We start from the raw sequence: 16,184 nt of genomic DNA on the forward strand, positions 1-16,184 counted from the left end.
GGTGAAGCGGAGATTCCGCTTCCGGTCGTCCACGGTACACTAACCTGAACGTGAAATTCCGGTTGAGGGGGAGGGCGCCCGTGCGGGCCGACGCGCGCAGGAACCGCGAGCGCATCGCCGCCGCGGCGCTCCGGCTGTTCGCCGAACGCGGGGCCGCCGCGTCGATGGAGGAGGTCGCGCGGGCGGCCGAGGTCGGCGTCGGCACCCTCTACCGGCACTTCCCCGACCGGCGCGCGCTGCTGGACGAGATCGCCGTCACCGCGCTCGACCGGCTCCTCGGCTTCGGCCGCGAGGTGGCCGACGAGGCCGAGGCGGCCGGCGAGGCCGGACGCGGCGCCCCGGAAGGCCCGGACGCGACGCCGCACTGGGACGCGCTGGTGCGCTTCGTCGAGTACTGCACCCTCCAGCCGCTCGCCCTGGTCAAGCAGCTGTCCGGCGGGACCTCCGCGAACCCGGACCGGCACGAGAAGGAGCGAGCCTCCGACGCGCTGATCGCCGAGCTGGCCGGGCGCGCCCAGAAGGAGGGCACGCTCCGCGGCGACCTGGCGCCGGACGAGGTCGTCGCCGTGCTCAGCGCGGCCGTGTGCCGTCCCGGCGCCCGCTTCGACGACCCCCTCACCCGCGTGATGCTCGACGGTCTCAGGAACCGGGCCCCGGGATGAGGGGAGGACGGGCCGTCCTGGGTACGGCGGAACCTGGCTGACCCCTTCCGCCGGCGCCGAGGATGGAGTGATGACGACCGTACTGATCACCGGATCGACCGCGGGCGTGGGCCGCCGCCTGGCCCGGAGCCTGGCCGAGCGGGGCGACACCGTCCTCGCGCACGGCCGCGACGCCGCCAAGCTCGACCTGCTGGCCAAGGAGCTGGACGGCGCGCGCCTCACCACCTTCACCGCCGACCTGGCCTCCCTCGCCGGCGTCCGGGCCCTGGCCGCCCGCGTCGCCGAGACCCGCGACCGGCTGGACGTGCTGGTCAACAACGCCGGGGTGGGCTTCGGCGGGCAGGGGGCGGGCCGCGAGACCGGCGCGGACGGCCACGAGCTCCGGCTGTCGGTCAACTACCTGGCGCCCGTGCTGCTCACCCGGTCGCTGCTGCCGCTGCTGCGGGCCGCCGCCCCGTCCAGGATCGTCAACGAGGGCTCGCTCGGCCAGGAGCCGATCGACTTCGGCGACCTGGACATGGAGCGGGACTACGACGGCGTGGTCGCGTACCGGCGGAGCAAGCTGGCCCTGGCCGCGTGGAGCTTCGACCTGGCCGAGGAACTGCGCGCCGACCGGATCGCGGTGAACTGCGTCCACCCGGCGACGTTCATGGACACCGCGATGGTGCGGGACGCGGGGGTCACGCCGCTGTCGACGGTCGACGAGGGCGCGGCGGCGGTGCTCCGGCTGATCGACGCGCCCCCGGAGGTCACCGGCCGCTTCTACGACGGCCCGCGGGAGTCCCGGGCCCATCGCGACGCCTACGACCCGGAGGTGCGGCGCCGCCTGCGGGAGGCGAGCGCGGCCCTGCTCGGCACGGTGTGATCGGCAGGTGTGATCGGCGCGGTGTGAGCGTTCCCACGCCGCGGCGGCCCGATTCTCCCGCCCGTCTTACGCATGATTTACCTGCGATTCGTTACAAAAGAGACAGCAGAGAAGGCCATCCGATCGGGGGATCATGGACGCCGTCGCCCTGTCCGACCTGCGCAAGCCGCGCGACTACCCGGCGGTCTCGGTGCTGATGCCGACCTGCCGCCGCACCCCGGAGAACCGCCAGGACCCCATCCGCCTCCGCAACCTGCTCGCCGAGACGCGGCGGCGGCTGCGCGCCGACGCGCGGATCGCGCCGGACACCGCCGAGGAGGTGCTGCGCGGCCTGGAGCGGGCGGCCGGCGAGTTCGACCCCCGGCACGCCGCCGACGCGCTGCTGCTGTTCGCCGCCCCGGGCGGCGAGCACCACACCTTCACGATCGACCAGCCGGTGGACGAGCGCGTCATCGTCGACTCCGGCTTCGCCATCCGCGACCTGGTCGCCGCGCACACCCGGACCCGCCGCTACTGGCTGCTGGTCCTGTCGGACCACGGCACCCGGCTGTGGGACGGGCGCGGCGGCGAGCTCACCGAGACGGCGCGCGGCGGGTTCCCGATGACCGCCGAGCCGCCCGGCGAGGAGGGCGAGGCGGGCCGCCGGTCCCCGCGCACCGGGCACTCCGAGGAGCGGCGGCACCGCGCGCTGATCCGCGACGTGCTGGCCGGCCTGGACGCCGTGCTGGCCCGCGACCGGCGGCCGGTGATCGTCGCGGGCGTCACCCGGCACCAGGCGTTCTTCGACGAGATGGCCGGTCCCCACGTGACCGTGGCGGGACGGATCGACGGCGGCTACGAGGGCGCCTCCGCGGGCGCCCTGGCCGACCTGGTGCGCCCGGTGCTGCAGGCCTACGAGGACCTGCGGGAGGTGGCGGTGCTGGCCGAGCTGGAGGCGGCCCGCGGCCTGCGCCGCTACGCCGGCGGCCTGGAGGAGGTCATGGGCCTGGTCGAGGAGGGGCGCGGCGAGCACCTGGTGGTCGAGCGCGGCTTCTACTCCGCGGCGGTCCTCGACCACGGCGAGACCATCCCGGTCGAGGGCCCCGTCGGCGCGCTCAAGGGCCACGGCGTCGTGGACGACGTGGTCGACCGCGTCATCGAGACCGCGCTGGAGTACGGCGGCGAGGTCACCTTCGTCTCCGACGGCTTCCTGGTCGACCACGACCGCATCGCCCTGGTCACCCGCTTCTGACCGCCCGCCCCGCCCGCGCGGGCGGGGCTAGCCGCGGGTGAGCCAGTTGGTGGCGATGTCGCCCAGCATCGAGCGGATGGTCAGCACGGCGACCCCGAGCGTGAGCAGCGGGGTGATGACCCAGCGCTCCACCTTGCCGTCGGTGCGCGGGATCACGGGGATGTCGATGCGCCACTTCATCGGCCAGAACACCGGGCAGCCGCGCGGCGTCAGGCAGTCCCCGACCACGTGCGCCAGGCAGCCCAGCGCGACGGCGAAGCCCGCGAAGCTCATGTCCAGGTCGTGCATGAGATAGACGGCCAGGGCGGCGACCGCGCAGTCGGCCAGCGCGGACTGCGGCTCCTTGCCCTCGAAGTCCAGGCCGATGCCGCGCAGCCCGAAACCGACGATCACGAACAGGGCGGCCCACCAGCCGTACACGAAATGGGTGGCCAGCGCGTCCATCGCCAGGCCCATCAGGACCGCGAACAGGATCGAGTGGGTGGCCTGCCGGTGCCCGCCCGACGCCTTGCCGACCCACTTGCACAGGTTCTTGGTGATCGGGCCGAAGGTGTTGGCGATGCGGCCGTTGTGGTGGTCGATGTCGGGCAGCAGCGCCGCGCCCGCGCACACCACGGCGCCCGCGAGGAGCTGACCGGGGGACAGCGACAGCGCGTGGTCTCCGAGCAGCCTTTCCTGGCTGAGAAGCGGTACGGTGCCCAGCCACACCAGCGCCCCGCTGAGGGCGTGCGTCTGCCCCATCATCCGCGGTCACCCCCGATATCCACTTGTGCCAACCCCGTCGTCCCCGCCCTTCTCCTCGCGGACTCTAACCCCTGAAGGACTGTTTTCAGGGGCGGCGCGCCGATGACGCCTTGTGTCCATTTGGATTGGGTACGGGCGTTTCCGGTTCCCGTTCTCCGGCGATTCCGCTCAGACCGGCACGTAGCGCCAGGCCCCGGACCGCTTCCCCGGCTCGTACGGCGCGTCCAGCCGCTTGGCGAGCACTCCGGGAAGCCCCTGGGACCGCGCCGCCTTCCGCACCGCGTCCGCCTCGCCCGGGTACCACGGCGCGGTCTGCCAGCGCGGGCCGTTGAGGTCCAGGTCGTCCAGCAGCTCGCGGCGCCGCCGGTACGGCTCGTCCAGCAGCGGCCGCCCGTCCAGGTACAGCAGGTCGGACAGCAGGTACGTCTCCTGCCCCTCCACCTCGGCCAGTTCACCGTCCAGCACGGCCGGACGGGCGCCCAGCGCCGCCCCCAGCCGCGACCCGAGACCCGCCGGGCCGCCGGTCTCGCGGGCGCGGCCGTCGGTGAAACGGGTCCGCCCGCCCTCGACGTAGGCCAGCAGCCGCCGCCCGCCCCACGCGAACTCGAAGGCGTACCGCGTGCGGTCGCGCGGCAGCCGCCCGTGCTCCTCCGGCAGCATCGGCCGCACCGCCTCGGGCACCGGCTCGGCGTCCGGATCCGCGGGCGGGTCCATGCGGTGGATCATCCAGTTCTTCCCGCGGGTCCGGAAGAGCACGTACCGGCCGGACACGCGCGAGCCGTGCAGGACCACCTTCACCTCGCGGTCCGACCATTTCTCGGTCTCGTACGTCCCGCGATCCCAGATCATCATTTTCCCGGCGCCGTACTCGCCCTTGGGGATATCGCCCTCGAACGCCGCGTACTCCAGCGGATGGTCCTCGGTGCGCACGGCCAGATGGTTGTTCTCCGGATCGGCCGGGACGCCCTTGGGCACCGCCCAGGACACCAGCACCCCGTCCCGCTCCAGCCGCACGTCCCAGTGCAGGCTCCGGGCGTGGTGCTCCTGGATCACGAACGTGTCGTCGTCGCCCTCGGGCAGCGGCCCCTCCGCCGGAACCGGCTCAGGGGTCCGCGCGGCGGCCCTCCTGCCCCGGTACTCGGCGAGCCGGTCACCCTTCTTCGCGGTCGCCACACCCGGTGCCTACCCATCCTCAGGGGATGAAGACGGCGTAGTCGGCCACCTCCGCCGTCAGCGTCGCGGGCAGGCCCGCCAGCGCCGACAGCTCCTCGGCGGACATGAACCCGCCGGTCTCCGCCCGCACCCGCTCGATCCGCACCGCCAGCTCCGGCGTCACCCCCGGCAGCAGCGTCAGCGCCTCCGCCGGCGCGTGGTTGACGTCCACCAGGCCGCCGTCGTTGTACTTGCGGGGCAGGTCGGGACGGCCGATCCGCAGTTCCTTGGCCAGCCCCGGATCCCCGGCGGCCAGCTCGCGGGCCTTCTGCCGCAGCGCCCGCTGCCGCCGCACCGCCTCGATCGCCGCCTCGTTGTCGACCCCCGACAGCCCGTGCGGGTCGAACACCTTCCGCCGGACCGCGAACGCGTGCCCGCACCCCACGAACGCCAGCAGGAACGTCAGCACCCCCACCGCGCCCTGCGTGCTGTCCGGCTCCTTGTCGATCCCCGGCAGCAGCGTCAGCATCAGCACGAACACCGCGACGTAGACCGCCGAGGCCACCGCCAGGTGGGTGCTGCGCCGCCACACGGCCGCGACGGCGAAGGTGAACGGGGTCGCGTAACCGAGTGTCAGGAAGGGCAGGGCCGCCCAGGTCACGCTCATCGCCGCGCGTCCCGGCGGCATGCTGTCCGAAGGTACCCGCGGTTCGTACGGCACTGGGGCTTTCATCAGAAGCGCACTCCCGAGCCGGTCTGGGGAGATTGGGCTCTAGATCCTTTTTGTACCCGTGGTCATGGTCGTGGAAGGGTCAGGGAAGGGTCAGGATCTCGTGGCCGTCCTCCGTCACCAGCACGGTGTGCTCGAACTGCGCGGTGCGCCTGCGGTCCTTCGTGACGACCGTCCAGCCGTCGTTCCAGATGTCGTAGTCGTGCACGCCCAGCGTCAGCATCGGCTCGACCGTGAACGTCATCCCCGGCTCGATGACCGTCGTCGCCGTCGGGTCGTCGAAGTGCGGCACCACCAGCCCGGAGTGGAACGTCGTCCCGATCCCGTGCCCGGTGAAGTCGCGCACCACCCCGTACCCGAACCGCTTGGCGTACGACTGGATCACCCGGCCGACCACGTTCAGCGCCCGGCCCGGCGCCACCGCCCGGATGCCCCGCATCATCGCCTCGTGCGTCCGCTCCACCAGCAGCCGCGACTCCTCGTCCACGCTCCCGCACAGGAACGTCGCGTCGGTGTCGCCGTGCACCCCGTCCACGAACGCCGTGATGTCGATGTTGATGATGTCGCCGTCCCGCAGCACCGTGTCGTCCGGGATGCCGTGGCAGATCACCTCGTTGATCGAGGTGCACAGCGACTTCGGGAACCCCCGGTACCCCAGTGTGGACGGGTAGGCGTCGCGCTCCAGCAGGAACTTGTGGCCGATCACGTCGAGTTCGTCGGTCGTGATCCCCGGCCGGATGTGCTTGCCGACCTCCTCCAGAGCCTGCGCCGCGATCCGCCCCGCCACCCGCATCCGCTCGATGATCTCGGGCGACTTCACGTCCGGTTCACCCGTTCTGGGGCGCTTCTTCCCTACGTACTCCGGACGCGGAATGTGCGCCGGTACCTTGCGCATGGGGGAGACGCGGCCAGGCCGGAGTAGTTGGGTCGTCATAGTGAGGGAGTGTAGTCAGCGCGCCCCGGGCACGAATCCCTAGGCGGCGGCGAGAAACGAGGAGGCGGTATGAAGGGCGACTCTGCCAAGGACGACGGCGACTGGTGGTTCTGCCTCAAGCACATGAAGGTCGAGCACGGGCCCGGCTGCCCCAACAAGGACCGGATGGGCCCCTACGCGTCCGAGACCGCCGCCGCCGGAGCCCTGGAACTGGCCCGCCAGCGCAACGAGCAGTGGGCCCGCCAGGACGAAGAGGACTGAGCCCGGAGGACTGACCCCGCGAGTCAGTCGACCGTGGGGCCGCTCACCGCCTCCAGCAGGCGGGCGAGCCGTCCCCTGAGGCCGCGGGGGCCGCCGCTCCGCGGGGCGGCGTCCCCCGCGGCGGCGCTGACCAGATGCTGGGCCCCGTCGAAGGTGATCAGCCCCTCCCCGGCCGGGACGGTCAGAGCCTCGTGCGCCAGGCCGCGCAGGTCGCGGTCGCCGCCCTCCAGGGCCAGGACGACCGCGCCGGTGCGGCGCGCGTCGTCGACCCGCTCCAGCAGCGGCACCGGGGCCTCGTCCTCGGCGACGACGAAGAGCGTCTCGCCGCGCCCGGCCGACTCCAGGCGCTCCAGGCCCACCGCCAGGTGGGACGGCGCGCCCGGCGGCGGCGACCAGCGCACCAGGGTGGGGGACAGGCCCGGCAGCCCGCCCAGGCGGCTCTCGTCGTCGAGATGGGCGGCCATGTGCCAGGGGTCCCCGGCGGGGGTCCCCACCAGCAGCAGCCCGCCGGGGGTGCGCGCGCTGGTGCGCAGCGCGCTCCCGAACTCCCCGGTGCGCTCCAGCCATCCGGTGGCGGCCAGCACCTCGCGCAGCATCGTGACCTGCTCGGCGTCCACGGCCTCCATGGTGCCCGACGCGGCCGCGCGCGCAGGCGGTTTTCGGCATGCGGCAGGGCGGTCTGACCCGCGGGTGACCCCACCTGGCAGACTCGATCGCATGACTGAGGCGCAGAAGACCCCGTACGACCTCCCCGACGTGACCGGCCTGAAGATCGGGATCCTGGGCGGCACCGGCGACCAGGGCAAGGGGCTGGCCCGGCGGTTCGCGCTGGCCGGCCACGAGGTGATCATCGGCTCGCGCAAGGCGGAGCGGGCCCAGGAGGCCGCCGACGACCTGGACGAGGGGCTGCCGGTGCGCGGCGCGGAGAACCCGGTCGCGGCGTCCGAGGCGGACGTGGTCGTGATCGCGGTGCCGTGGGAAGGGCACCGGCCCACGCTGGAGTCGCTGCGCGCCGAGCTCGCCGGGAAGATCGTGGTCGACTGCGTGAACCCGCTCGGCTTCGACAAGCGCGGTGCCTACCCGTTGCCGGTCGAGGAGGGCAGCGCCGCCCAGCAGGCCGCCGCCGTCCTGGAGGACAGCCGGGTGGTCGCCGCTTTCCACCACGTCTCGGCGGTGCTGCTGCTCGATCCCGAGGTGGCGGAGATGGAGCTGGACGTGCTGGTGCTCGGCGACGACCGGGAGGCCACCGACCTGGTCCAGGCGCTGGCCGGCCGGATCCCCGGGATGCGCGGGGTGTACGGCGGGCGGCTGCGCAACGCGGGCCAGGTGGAGGCGTTCACCGCCAACCTGATCTCCATGAACCGGCGCTACAAGGCGCACGCCGGGCTCCGCGTCACCGACGTCTGACGTGCCGGAGCGCGGGGCGGCCCGGGTCCTGCTTCCGTCGTCCCGGCCCGGGCCGATGCGGGCCGTGCTGCGGCGGGTCGGGATCGCCCTGCTCCTGCTGTTCGCGGTCGTCGCCGCGGTCTACGCGGACCGCGACGGCTACCGCGACAACGCGGGCGGCCCGCTGTCGCTGCTCGACTGCTTCTACTACGCCACCGTGACCGTCTCCACGACCGGCTACGGTGACATCACGCCGGTCAGCCAGGGCGCGCGGCTGGTCAACATCGTCTTCGTCACTCCGGTGCGGGTGCTGTTCCTGATCGTCCTCGTGGGCACGACCCTCGAGGTGCTGGCCGAACGCACCCGCGCGGACTGGCGGCTGTCCCGCTGGAGGGGCCGGGTGCGCGACCACATCGTGGTGGCCGGCTACGGAACCAAGGGCCGTAGCGCCATCAAGACCCTGCTGACCGCCGGCGTCGACCGCGAGCACATCGTGGTGGTCGACCCCGATCCGCGCGTCGTGGCCGAGGCCACCGAGGCGGGGCTGGTGGGCGTCATCGGGGACGCCACCCGCAGCTCGGTGCTGCGCCAGGCGGCCGTGGACCGCGCCAGGGTCGTGGTGGTGGCCAGCGCCCGCGACGACACCTCCGTGCTGATCACGCTCACCGCCCGGCAGCTCAACCCGTCCGCCAAGATCCAGGCGGCGGTGCGGGAGTCGGAGAACGTCCCCCTCCTGCGGCAGAGCGGCGCCGACCACGTCATCACCACCTCCGAGGCCGCGGGACGGCTGCTGGGCGTCTCCACCAGCCAGCCCAACGTGAGCGAGGTCATCGAGGACCTCCTCGAACAGGGCACCGGGCTCGACCTGGTCGAGCGCGAGGTGCGCCCCGGCGAGGTCGGCGGCCCGCTGCGGGACCTGCCCGAACCCGCGATCGCGCTGGTCCGGGACGGGCGGACGCTGCCGTACGACGACGGCGCCTGCGCCCGCCTGGAGCCCGGCGACCGCGTCATCGTGGCCCGCTCCAACGGACGGTGGCGGGAGCGGTAGCGGGCGTCCGCGCGTCCAAGTGCCGGACCCCCGTATGATCGGAAGCCCCCCAGGGCAGGTGAAGATGAGGCAGATCCGGTCGGCCGACCCGTGGAGCACGTTCCTGACCGCGTCCGGCCGGGGCAGCGCCCTGGCCGCGACCTCCGCGAGGCCCCCCGCGACCCACCCCGACCACGGTGACGCGCCCGACGCCGCCGACCTCCCCGAGGCGTGCCGGCTGGTGGTCGCCAGGCTGGGCGAGGGGCGCGGCCCGCTGAGCCTGGAGCAGCTCCACCACTCCACCGGCCTCGGCCTGCTGGAGGTCGCCGACGCCGTCGAGCGGCTGCTCGATCGCGGCGTGGTGACCGTGGAGCGCGAGGTCGACGAGCTGGTGCGGCTGCGGGAATGATCGGCTATCTGGTCGCGGTCTCGCTCAGCTGCCTGGTCGGCGTCGCCGAGCTGATCAGCCGCTACCGGGACCGGCCGACCACCCTGGTACGGGTGCCCAGCACCTGGGCCTACGTCCTGATCAACGGGGCCGCGGGGGCCGGTTCGCTGCTGCTCCTGCACACCTTCGACTGGAAGTTCGGCGTGAAGTCGCCGGACGTCGCCGGCGCCACCCAGGTCCTGGTGGCCAGCCTGGGCTCGATGATGGTCTTCCGCAGCGCGGTCTTCACCGTCCGCGTCGGCGACGAGGACGTGGCCGTCGGCCCGAGCACGCTGCTGACCTCGCTGCTGGCGGCCGCCGACCGCGGCGTCGACCGCATGCAGGCCAAGACCCGCGCGCACGAGGCCGGCGAGATCATGCGCGGCGTCTCCTTCGCCAAGTCCCGCCTGGCCCTCCCCACCTACTGCCTGGGCCTCCTCCAGAACGTCTCCGCCGAGGACCAGGCCGACCTGAGAACCGCCGTGGACGCCCTGGCGGGCAGCGAGATGACCGACGCCCAGATGGCCCTCAACCTGGGCCTGCTCCTCATGAACGTGGCGGGCCCCGACGTCCTGAGCGCCGCCGTGGACACCCTCCGCGAAGAGATCTCCATCGCCGGCGTCCCCGCCGCCGTCCCGGCGCCCCGGTAGCCGCTCCACACGCCCGCGAGGCCGCGTCCTCACGGACACGGCCTCGCGAGCGGGGGTGGGGTTTCCCGGGATGGCTCAGTGGTAGGTGTGCTCGGGAGCCGGGAACACGCCTCCGACGACGTCGTCGGCGTAGCTGCGGGCGGCGTCGCCCAGGATGGTCGCGAGGTCGGCGTACTTCTTGACGAACTTGGCGGTGCGCGGGGTGAGGCCGGCCATGTCCTGCCAGACGAGGACCTGGGCGTCGGTGTTGTCGCCGGCGCCGATGCCGATGGTCGGGATGGACAGGGAGGTGGTGACCTTGGCGGCGAGGTCCTCGGGGACGCATTCGAGGACGACGGAGAAGGCCCCGGCCGCCTCGAGGGCCTTGGCGTCGGCCATGAGCTCGTCGCCGGCCTGGCCGCGGCCCTGGACGCGGTAGCCGCCGAAGACGTTCACCGACTGCGGGGTGAGGCCGAGGTGGGCCATGACCGGGATGCCCGCGGCGACCATCGCCTCGACCTGGGGCAGGATGCGGCGGCCGCCTTCGAGCTTGACGGCGTGGGCGCCGGTCTCCTTGAGGAAGCGGGTGGCGGTGGCGAGCGCCTCGCCGGTGCCGCTCTGGTAGGAGCCGAAGGGGAGGTCGGCGACGACCATCGCGCGCTGGGAGCCGCGGACGACGGCGGCGGTGAGCGGGATGAGGTCGTCGACGGTGACGGGGATGGTGGAGTCGTACCCGTAGACGACCATGGCGGCGGAGTCGCCGACCAGGAGCACGGGGATGCCCGCCTCGTCGAACACGCGCGCGGTGAGGGCGTCGTACGCGGTGAGCATCGGCCACTTCTCGTGCCGCTCCTTGGCGGCGGCGATGTCGCGCACGGTGACCCGTCGCCCGCCCTTGCCGCCGTACAGGGCGGTCGGCTGCTGGGCGTTCTGCTGGGCCGGGGCAGCGGAAGAAGACACGGTGAAGAACCTCCAGTCTCGAGGCGCCACGGTGGCGTACCCGGACGGATCCGATGATCCCACTCACCCAACGATTCGGGTAGCCCCCAGATTCCTTCGCCGGACCGTTCCAGCAGGGGCCCGGCCGTTACGAAACGCTACGGTTGCGTATCGGATCGACCCGGGCGTACGCTCGTCACGAGATTACGAAACGCTTCCGTATCGGAGCCCCCCGGGAGGGCCGTGAACCGCGAGACCGTCCACCGCCGCCGCTGGTACATCCTCGGCGTGCTGAACTTCAGCCTGCTCGTGGTGGTGCTGGACAACACCATCCTCAACGTGGCCCTGAAGACCATCGCCGACCCCGAGGCGGGCCTCGGCGCCACCCAGAGCCAGCTGGAATGGGCGATCAACTCCTACACGCTGGTGTTCGCCGGGCTGCTGTTCACCTTCGGCGTGATCGGCGACCGGCTGGGCCGCAAGCGGGTCCTGGTCGCGGGCATGGCCCTGTTCGCGGTGGCCTCTCTGCTGTCGTCGTACGCGCAGAGCCCCGGCCAGCTGATCGCGGCCCGCGCCCTGATGGGACTGGGCGGCGCGGCGATCATGCCGCAGACCCTGTCGATCATCACCAACGTCTTCGAACCGCACGAGCGGGCCCGCGCCATCGGCATCTGGAGCGGCGCGGTCGGCCTGGCCATCGCCATCGGCCCGGTCACCGGCGGGCTGCTGCTGCAGCACTTCTGGTGGGGCTCGGTGTTCCTGATCAACGTGCCGGTCATCGTGCTCGGCGCCGTCCTGATCGCCCTCCTGGTGCCCGAGTCCCGCAACCCCGACCCGGGCGGCCTCGACCCCGCCGGGGTGCTGCTGTCGATCGCCGGCCTGGTCACCCTCTCGTACGGCATCATCCAGGGCGGCGAGCGCGGCGCCTGGCTGGAACCCGGTGTGCTCGGGCCGATCGCCGCCGGCCTCGCCGTGCTCGCGGCCTTCGCCTGGAACGAGGCGCGCATCGACCACCCGGCCTTCGACGTGCGGCTGTTCCGCGACCCGCGGCTGTCGGCCGCCGTCGCCGCGATCGCGCTGTGCTTCTTCGCCGCCTCCGGGATGTTCTTCTTCACCGGCTTCTACCTGCAGTCGGTGCGCGGCCTCAGCGCCCTGCAGTCGGGCGCGATGCTGCTGCCGTTCGCCGCCGCCCAGCTGATCTTCTCCACCCGCAGCGCCGCCATGGTCCACCGCTTCGGCGCCAGGGCCGTCTGCACCGCCGGGCTGCTGATGATCGCCGCGGCGCTGGCCACCTACCCGCTGATCGGCGTCGGCACCGGGACGCCGCTGTGGGCGCTGGGCGTGATCTTCTTCGTGCAGGGCGCCGGGATGGCCAACGTCATGCCGCCCGCCACCGAGTCGGTCATGTCCGCGCTGCCCCGCGAGAAGGCCGGCGCGGGCTCGGCCCTCAACAACACCGCCCGGCAGGTCGCGGTCGCCATGGGCGTCGCCGTCCTCGGCTCGGCGCTCGCCGCGATCTACCGCGACCGGCTCGCCGAGCCGCTGGCCGCGCTCCCGGCCGGCGCCCGCGCCGCGGCGGGGGAGTCGATCGAGGGCGCGCACGCGGTCGCCGCCCGGCTCGGCGCCGCCGGGCACGGCCTGGCCGGACAGGCCGACGCCGCGTTCGTCGAGGCCATGCGCACTACCGCGGGCGGCGCCGCCGTCGTGGCGCTGCTCGGCGCCCTGGTCGTGCTCAAGTGGATGCCGGGCCGCGCCGCCCGCGACACGCCCGAACCGGAGGGGACCGACGCGGCGTCCCGCGAACGCGCCGGGGTGTGACAATGGGACTCCGATGAGCGAGACGACGACACGCGACCCCGCCGCCCGCGCCCCCGGCCGCCCCCGCAGCGAGCGCGCCGAGAAGGCGATCATCGAGGCCGTCCTCGACCTGCTGGCCGAGGAGTCGGGGGTGGCCGCCGTCTCCATCGAGGCCGTCGCCGCCCGCGCCGGCGTCGGCAAGACCACCATCTACCGCCGCTGGCCCAACAAGGAGGCGCTGATCGTCGGGGCGCTGGCCGCGGCCAAGCGCCCCCTGCACGACCCCGAGCACGGCTCCCTGCGCGCCGACCTGGTCGAACTCGCCCGCCAGATCGGCGCCGAGCGCGGCGACCGGCACGCCCGCTGCTTCTGGAACGTGGTCGGCGGCGCCGAGAAGCACCCCCGGCTCTACGCCCGCTACCGCAACGACGTCATCGAACCGCGCCGCGAAGTGCTCCGGCGGGTGCTGCGCCGCGGCCTGGAGCGCGGCGAGCTGCGTCCCGGCGTCGACCCCGAGGTCGCCATCGCGCTGCTCGTCGGCGCGCTCGCCCACAAGACCCCGCGGGACCGGCTGCCCGAGGGCTTTCCCGAAGCGGTCGTCGACACCGTACTCGGGGGTATCGGCACCGAAGCCGCCCTTGGGACGAATGCCGAACGCTAGAATCGCGGCCCCATCCAAGAGAACTTCCGCACTAATTCGGCGTCCGGCACGTGATCTTCTCCCTTGATCGCGCCTCATGCCCCATACTGGCGCTTGGAGTGCTAGGACGACCGGCTGTCTGGAGCGCGTCTGGTGAGATCCGTCATGGCGTCGCGAGGCGATGCGTCCACCGCCGATTCCGCGTCCCGCACCCTCGTTCTGGGCATCGACGGGACGCGCCGGATCGTGCAGTGCGGGCCCAACGCCCGCGCCGTGCTGGGCTACGCCCCCGGAGACCTGATCGGCCGCGCCGCGGGCGAACTGGCCTGCGACGAGGCCAAGGCCGAGCTGGAGACGCTGCTGGAGGCCATCGCCTCCGGCCAGGAGCGCACCGCCGTCCTGGCCGTCCGCCGCGGCGACGCGGAGCCCGACGGCGAGGGCGGCACCACCGACGCCGTCGTCACCGCCCAGCCCATGGTCGGCGGCGACACCGGCGCCGCCCCGATGGGCCTCCTGCACGTCCGCGTCGCGCTCCCGCTCAGCGAGCGCTACCAGGACCCGGCCCTCATGCGCCGCGCCCTCCTGGACGACCCCCTCACCCGCTTCGGCGCCTCCCTCGACCTCGACCAGTCCGCCAAGGGCCTGGTCGACGTGATCGTCCCGCACTTCTGCACCACCGCCTCGGTGCTGGTGCTGGAGAGCCTGGTCGCCGCCGACGAGGTGCACAGCGAGTCGGGCTCGGCCGTCCTGCGCCGCATCGCCGTCACCTCCGACGACGGCAACGCCCTGTGGACGTCCACGTTCCCGGTCGGCGAGGTGCTCGTCTACCCCGAGGGCACCCCCTTCCGCGAGGTCCTGGAGAGCGCCCGCCCCGTCCACCTCCCGCACGTCGACGCCGGCGTCGCCGGCGACATCGCCGCCCGCTGGCGGCGCACCCCCGCGGGAGAGCTGCTCACCGGCGTCTCCATGGTGCTGCTGCCGATGATCGCCCGCGACACCCTCCTCGGCTTCATCTCCTGCACCCGCGTGCCCGGCTTCCGCCGCTTCGACGCCTACGACGTCGAGATCGGCATGGAGTTCGCCGCCCGCGCCGCCATCGTCATCGACAACGCCCGCCGCTTCAGCCGGGAACGCGCCACAGCCCTCGCGCTGCAGCGCAGCCTGCTGCCGCACCGGCTGTCGGCCCCCTCCTCCGTCGAGGTCCGGCACCGCTACCTCCCCGGCAGCCAGCTGGTCGAGGTCGGCGGCGACTGGTACGAGTCCATCGCGCTCCCCGGCGCCCGCGTCGCCCTCATCGTCGGCGACGTCGCCGGGCACGGCGTCCGCGCCGCCGTCACCATGGGCCGGCTCCGCACCGCGCTCCACACCCTCGCCAACCTCGAGCACCCGCCCGCCGACGCCCTGCACGTCATGCACGAGCTGATGGTCGAGCTCGGCGAGCAGGAACCGCACTTCGCCACCTGCCTGTACGCGGTCTACGACGCCACCTCGGGCACCCTCGAGGTCGCCTCCGCCGGCCACCTGCCGCCCCTGCTCGTCGGCCCCGACGGCACCACCCGGTACCTGGAGGTCCCACCCGCCCCGCCGCTCGGCGTCGCCGGCTCGGCCACCATCGAGAGCCGCGAGTTCGAGGTCGAGGACGGCAGCGTCTTCGTCATCTACACCGACGGCCTCGTGGAGAACCGCGGCCGCGACATCGACGACGGCCTCGAACGCCTCCAGGGCGTCTTCGGCCCCGACACCGTGGACCGTCCCATGGAGGAACTCGCCAAGGCCACCCTCGCCGGCGTCTACGCCGACCGCCACCGCGACGACATCGCCGTCCTCCTCGCCCGGCTCCGCCGTATCCCCGGCGACCGCTTCACCACCTGGACGCTGCCCGCCGACCCCGCCGCCGTCCGCCGCGCCCGCGGCCTCGTCCGCACCCAGCTCGACGAATGGGACCTCGGCGAACTCGCCTACACCACCGAGCTCCTGGCCTCCGAGCTCATCACCAACGCCTGGCGGTACGCCCCCAGCGGCCCCATCGAGCTGCGCCTCCTCTACGAACGCACCCTCGTCTGCGAGGTCCTCGACCGCTCCGCCGCCCTGCCCCGCCTCCGCCGCGCCGCCGACGACGACGAGAACGGCCGCGGCCTCCTCGTCGTCAGCCAGCTCGCCCACCGCTGGGGCACCCGCCGCACCGCCACCGGCAAGGTCGTCTGGTGCGAACAGACCATCCCCGGCGTCGACCCGGACCCCCCAGAACCCCAAAGCACCTGGCCAGGCCAGGCCCACCACAGCATCTAACTGGGGGCCACCCCCAGACCCCAGGCGGGGTGAGCGGCCCCTTCGCTCGCCTGGGGGCTCGCTACGCGGCCCCTCACCCCGGTGGGGGGCAGCCCCCCACTCCCCCCGGTGGTGGGCTCCGCCCCCCACGCCCCCCGGCAGGGAGGGCTCCGCCCCCCTGCACCCCCGGGCTGTGTTTATCTGGGGGGCCACCCCCCAGACCCCCGGGGCGGGGCGTTCGCGCCCTTCCGCTCGCCTGGGGGCTCGCTCCAGGGCGCGCACCCCCCGGTGGGGGCTCCGCCCCCACGCCCCCGGCAAGGGGCTCCGCCCCCTGCACCCCCAACGGCCATCCGTACGTGGACTTCAATCCCCCAAGCCCACGCAGCACCAATGGCCTTGTGCAAGGTCTTGGTCCCCTCAGTTCACCCTGCGGTGTTGCTTGTCGGGGGGTGCAGGGGGGCGGAGCCCCTCCTGCCGGGGGTGCAGGGGGCG

At 73.4% G+C, this 16,184-nt stretch carries 17 protein-coding genes; 11 read left to right on the forward strand and 6 right to left on the reverse strand.

Annotation, left to right across the window (positions count from 1 at the left end; genetic code table 11):
* The first annotated feature begins 80 nt into the window (after positions 1 to 80).
* The 3 genes from ACZ466_RS35620 (at position 81) to ACZ466_RS35630 (ending at position 2,758) form a co-directional block, all read left to right on the forward strand.
* A complete protein-coding gene (locus tag ACZ466_RS35620) occupies positions 81 to 662 on the forward strand; it encodes a TetR/AcrR family transcriptional regulator (protein ID WP_378288822.1) in 582 nt (193 codons plus the stop codon).
* 70 nt (positions 663 to 732) lie between these two features.
* Complete coding sequence (locus ACZ466_RS35625; RefSeq protein WP_378288824.1) at positions 733 to 1,527, forward strand: SDR family NAD(P)-dependent oxidoreductase; 795 nt, start codon at positions 733 to 735, stop codon at positions 1,525 to 1,527.
* Positions 1,528 to 1,660: 133 nt separating this feature from the next.
* Positions 1,661 to 2,758, forward strand: a complete 1,098-nt coding sequence (locus ACZ466_RS35630) for a baeRF3 domain-containing protein (protein ID WP_378288826.1) — start codon at positions 1,661 to 1,663, stop codon at positions 2,756 to 2,758.
* Positions 2,759 to 2,785: 27 nt separating this feature from the next.
* Here ACZ466_RS35630 and ACZ466_RS35635 read toward each other — a convergent pair whose 3' ends face one another.
* The 4 genes from ACZ466_RS35635 to map form a co-directional block, all read right to left on the reverse strand.
* Entirely contained in the window at positions 2,786 to 3,502 is a 717-nt protein-coding gene (locus ACZ466_RS35635; protein ID WP_378288828.1) for a metal-dependent hydrolase, read from the reverse strand.
* Positions 3,503 to 3,670: 168 nt separating this feature from the next.
* Complete coding sequence (locus ACZ466_RS35640) at positions 3,671 to 4,675, reverse strand: DNA polymerase ligase N-terminal domain-containing protein (protein WP_378288830.1); 1,005 nt, start codon at positions 4,673 to 4,675, stop codon at positions 3,671 to 3,673.
* 19 nt (positions 4,676 to 4,694) lie between these two features.
* Entirely contained in the window at positions 4,695 to 5,342 is a 648-nt protein-coding gene (locus tag ACZ466_RS35645; protein WP_378288832.1) for a ComEA family DNA-binding protein, read from the reverse strand.
* 124 nt (positions 5,343 to 5,466) lie between these two features.
* Positions 5,467 to 6,318: a type I methionyl aminopeptidase gene (gene map / locus ACZ466_RS35650; protein ID WP_378288834.1), complete on the reverse strand. Its 852-nt coding sequence runs from the start codon at positions 6,316 to 6,318 to the stop codon at positions 5,467 to 5,469.
* Positions 6,319 to 6,387: 69 nt separating this feature from the next.
* Here map and ACZ466_RS35655 point away from each other — a divergent pair, with 69 nt between their 5' ends.
* Positions 6,388 to 6,579, forward strand: coding sequence for a hypothetical protein (locus ACZ466_RS35655; protein WP_378288837.1), 192 nt, complete (start codon positions 6,388 to 6,390; stop codon positions 6,577 to 6,579).
* Between the two features lie 23 nt (positions 6,580 to 6,602).
* On the opposite strand, the gene ACZ466_RS35660 is transcribed toward ACZ466_RS35655, so the two are convergent.
* The gene (locus ACZ466_RS35660; RefSeq protein WP_464041810.1) at positions 6,603 to 7,205 is read right to left on the reverse strand and encodes a hypothetical protein; all 603 of its coding nucleotides are present in this window, start codon (positions 7,203 to 7,205) and stop codon (positions 6,603 to 6,605) included.
* 91 nt (positions 7,206 to 7,296) lie between these two features.
* Here ACZ466_RS35660 and npdG point away from each other — a divergent pair, with 91 nt between their 5' ends.
* The 4 genes from npdG (at position 7,297) to ACZ466_RS35680 (ending at position 10,069) form a co-directional block, all read left to right on the forward strand.
* Complete coding sequence (gene npdG / locus ACZ466_RS35665) at positions 7,297 to 7,986, forward strand: NADPH-dependent F420 reductase (RefSeq protein ID WP_378288841.1); 690 nt, start codon at positions 7,297 to 7,299, stop codon at positions 7,984 to 7,986.
* Position 7,987: 1 nt separating this feature from the next.
* Positions 7,988 to 9,013: a potassium channel family protein gene (locus tag ACZ466_RS35670; RefSeq protein ID WP_378288843.1), complete on the forward strand. Its 1,026-nt coding sequence runs from the start codon at positions 7,988 to 7,990 to the stop codon at positions 9,011 to 9,013.
* A 64-nt stretch (positions 9,014 to 9,077) separates the two neighbouring features.
* Positions 9,078 to 9,401: a hypothetical protein gene (locus ACZ466_RS35675; protein WP_378288845.1), complete on the forward strand. Its 324-nt coding sequence runs from the start codon at positions 9,078 to 9,080 to the stop codon at positions 9,399 to 9,401.
* Positions 9,398 to 10,069 carry a hypothetical protein gene (locus ACZ466_RS35680; protein WP_378288847.1) on the forward strand — a complete coding sequence of 224 codons (672 nt, stop codon included), beginning with the start codon at positions 9,398 to 9,400 and terminating at the stop codon, positions 10,067 to 10,069. The genes ACZ466_RS35675 and ACZ466_RS35680 overlap by 4 nt, the downstream gene beginning before the upstream one ends.
* 75 nt (positions 10,070 to 10,144) lie before the next feature.
* Here the strand turns inward: ACZ466_RS35680 and panB are convergent, their stop codons facing one another.
* Complete coding sequence (gene panB, locus ACZ466_RS35685; RefSeq protein ID WP_378288849.1) at positions 10,145 to 11,008, reverse strand: 3-methyl-2-oxobutanoate hydroxymethyltransferase; 864 nt, start codon at positions 11,006 to 11,008, stop codon at positions 10,145 to 10,147.
* Between the two features lie 222 nt (positions 11,009 to 11,230).
* On the opposite strand from panB, the gene ACZ466_RS35690 reads away from it, so the two are divergent.
* From ACZ466_RS35690 to ACZ466_RS35700, 3 genes are all read left to right on the forward strand, one after another.
* Positions 11,231 to 12,805, forward strand: coding sequence for an MFS transporter (locus ACZ466_RS35690; RefSeq protein WP_378288851.1), 1,575 nt, complete (start codon positions 11,231 to 11,233; stop codon positions 12,803 to 12,805).
* Positions 12,806 to 12,818: 13 nt separating this feature from the next.
* Complete coding sequence (locus ACZ466_RS35695; RefSeq protein ID WP_378288853.1) at positions 12,819 to 13,445, forward strand: TetR/AcrR family transcriptional regulator; 627 nt, start codon at positions 12,819 to 12,821, stop codon at positions 13,443 to 13,445.
* A gap of 144 nt (positions 13,446 to 13,589) precedes the next feature.
* Entirely contained in the window at positions 13,590 to 15,713 is a 2,124-nt protein-coding gene (locus ACZ466_RS35700) for a SpoIIE family protein phosphatase (RefSeq protein WP_378288855.1), read from the forward strand.
* Positions 15,714 to 16,184: the final 471 nt, after the last annotated feature.

The sequence above is a fragment of the Actinomadura rugatobispora genome (genome assembly GCF_055379765.1).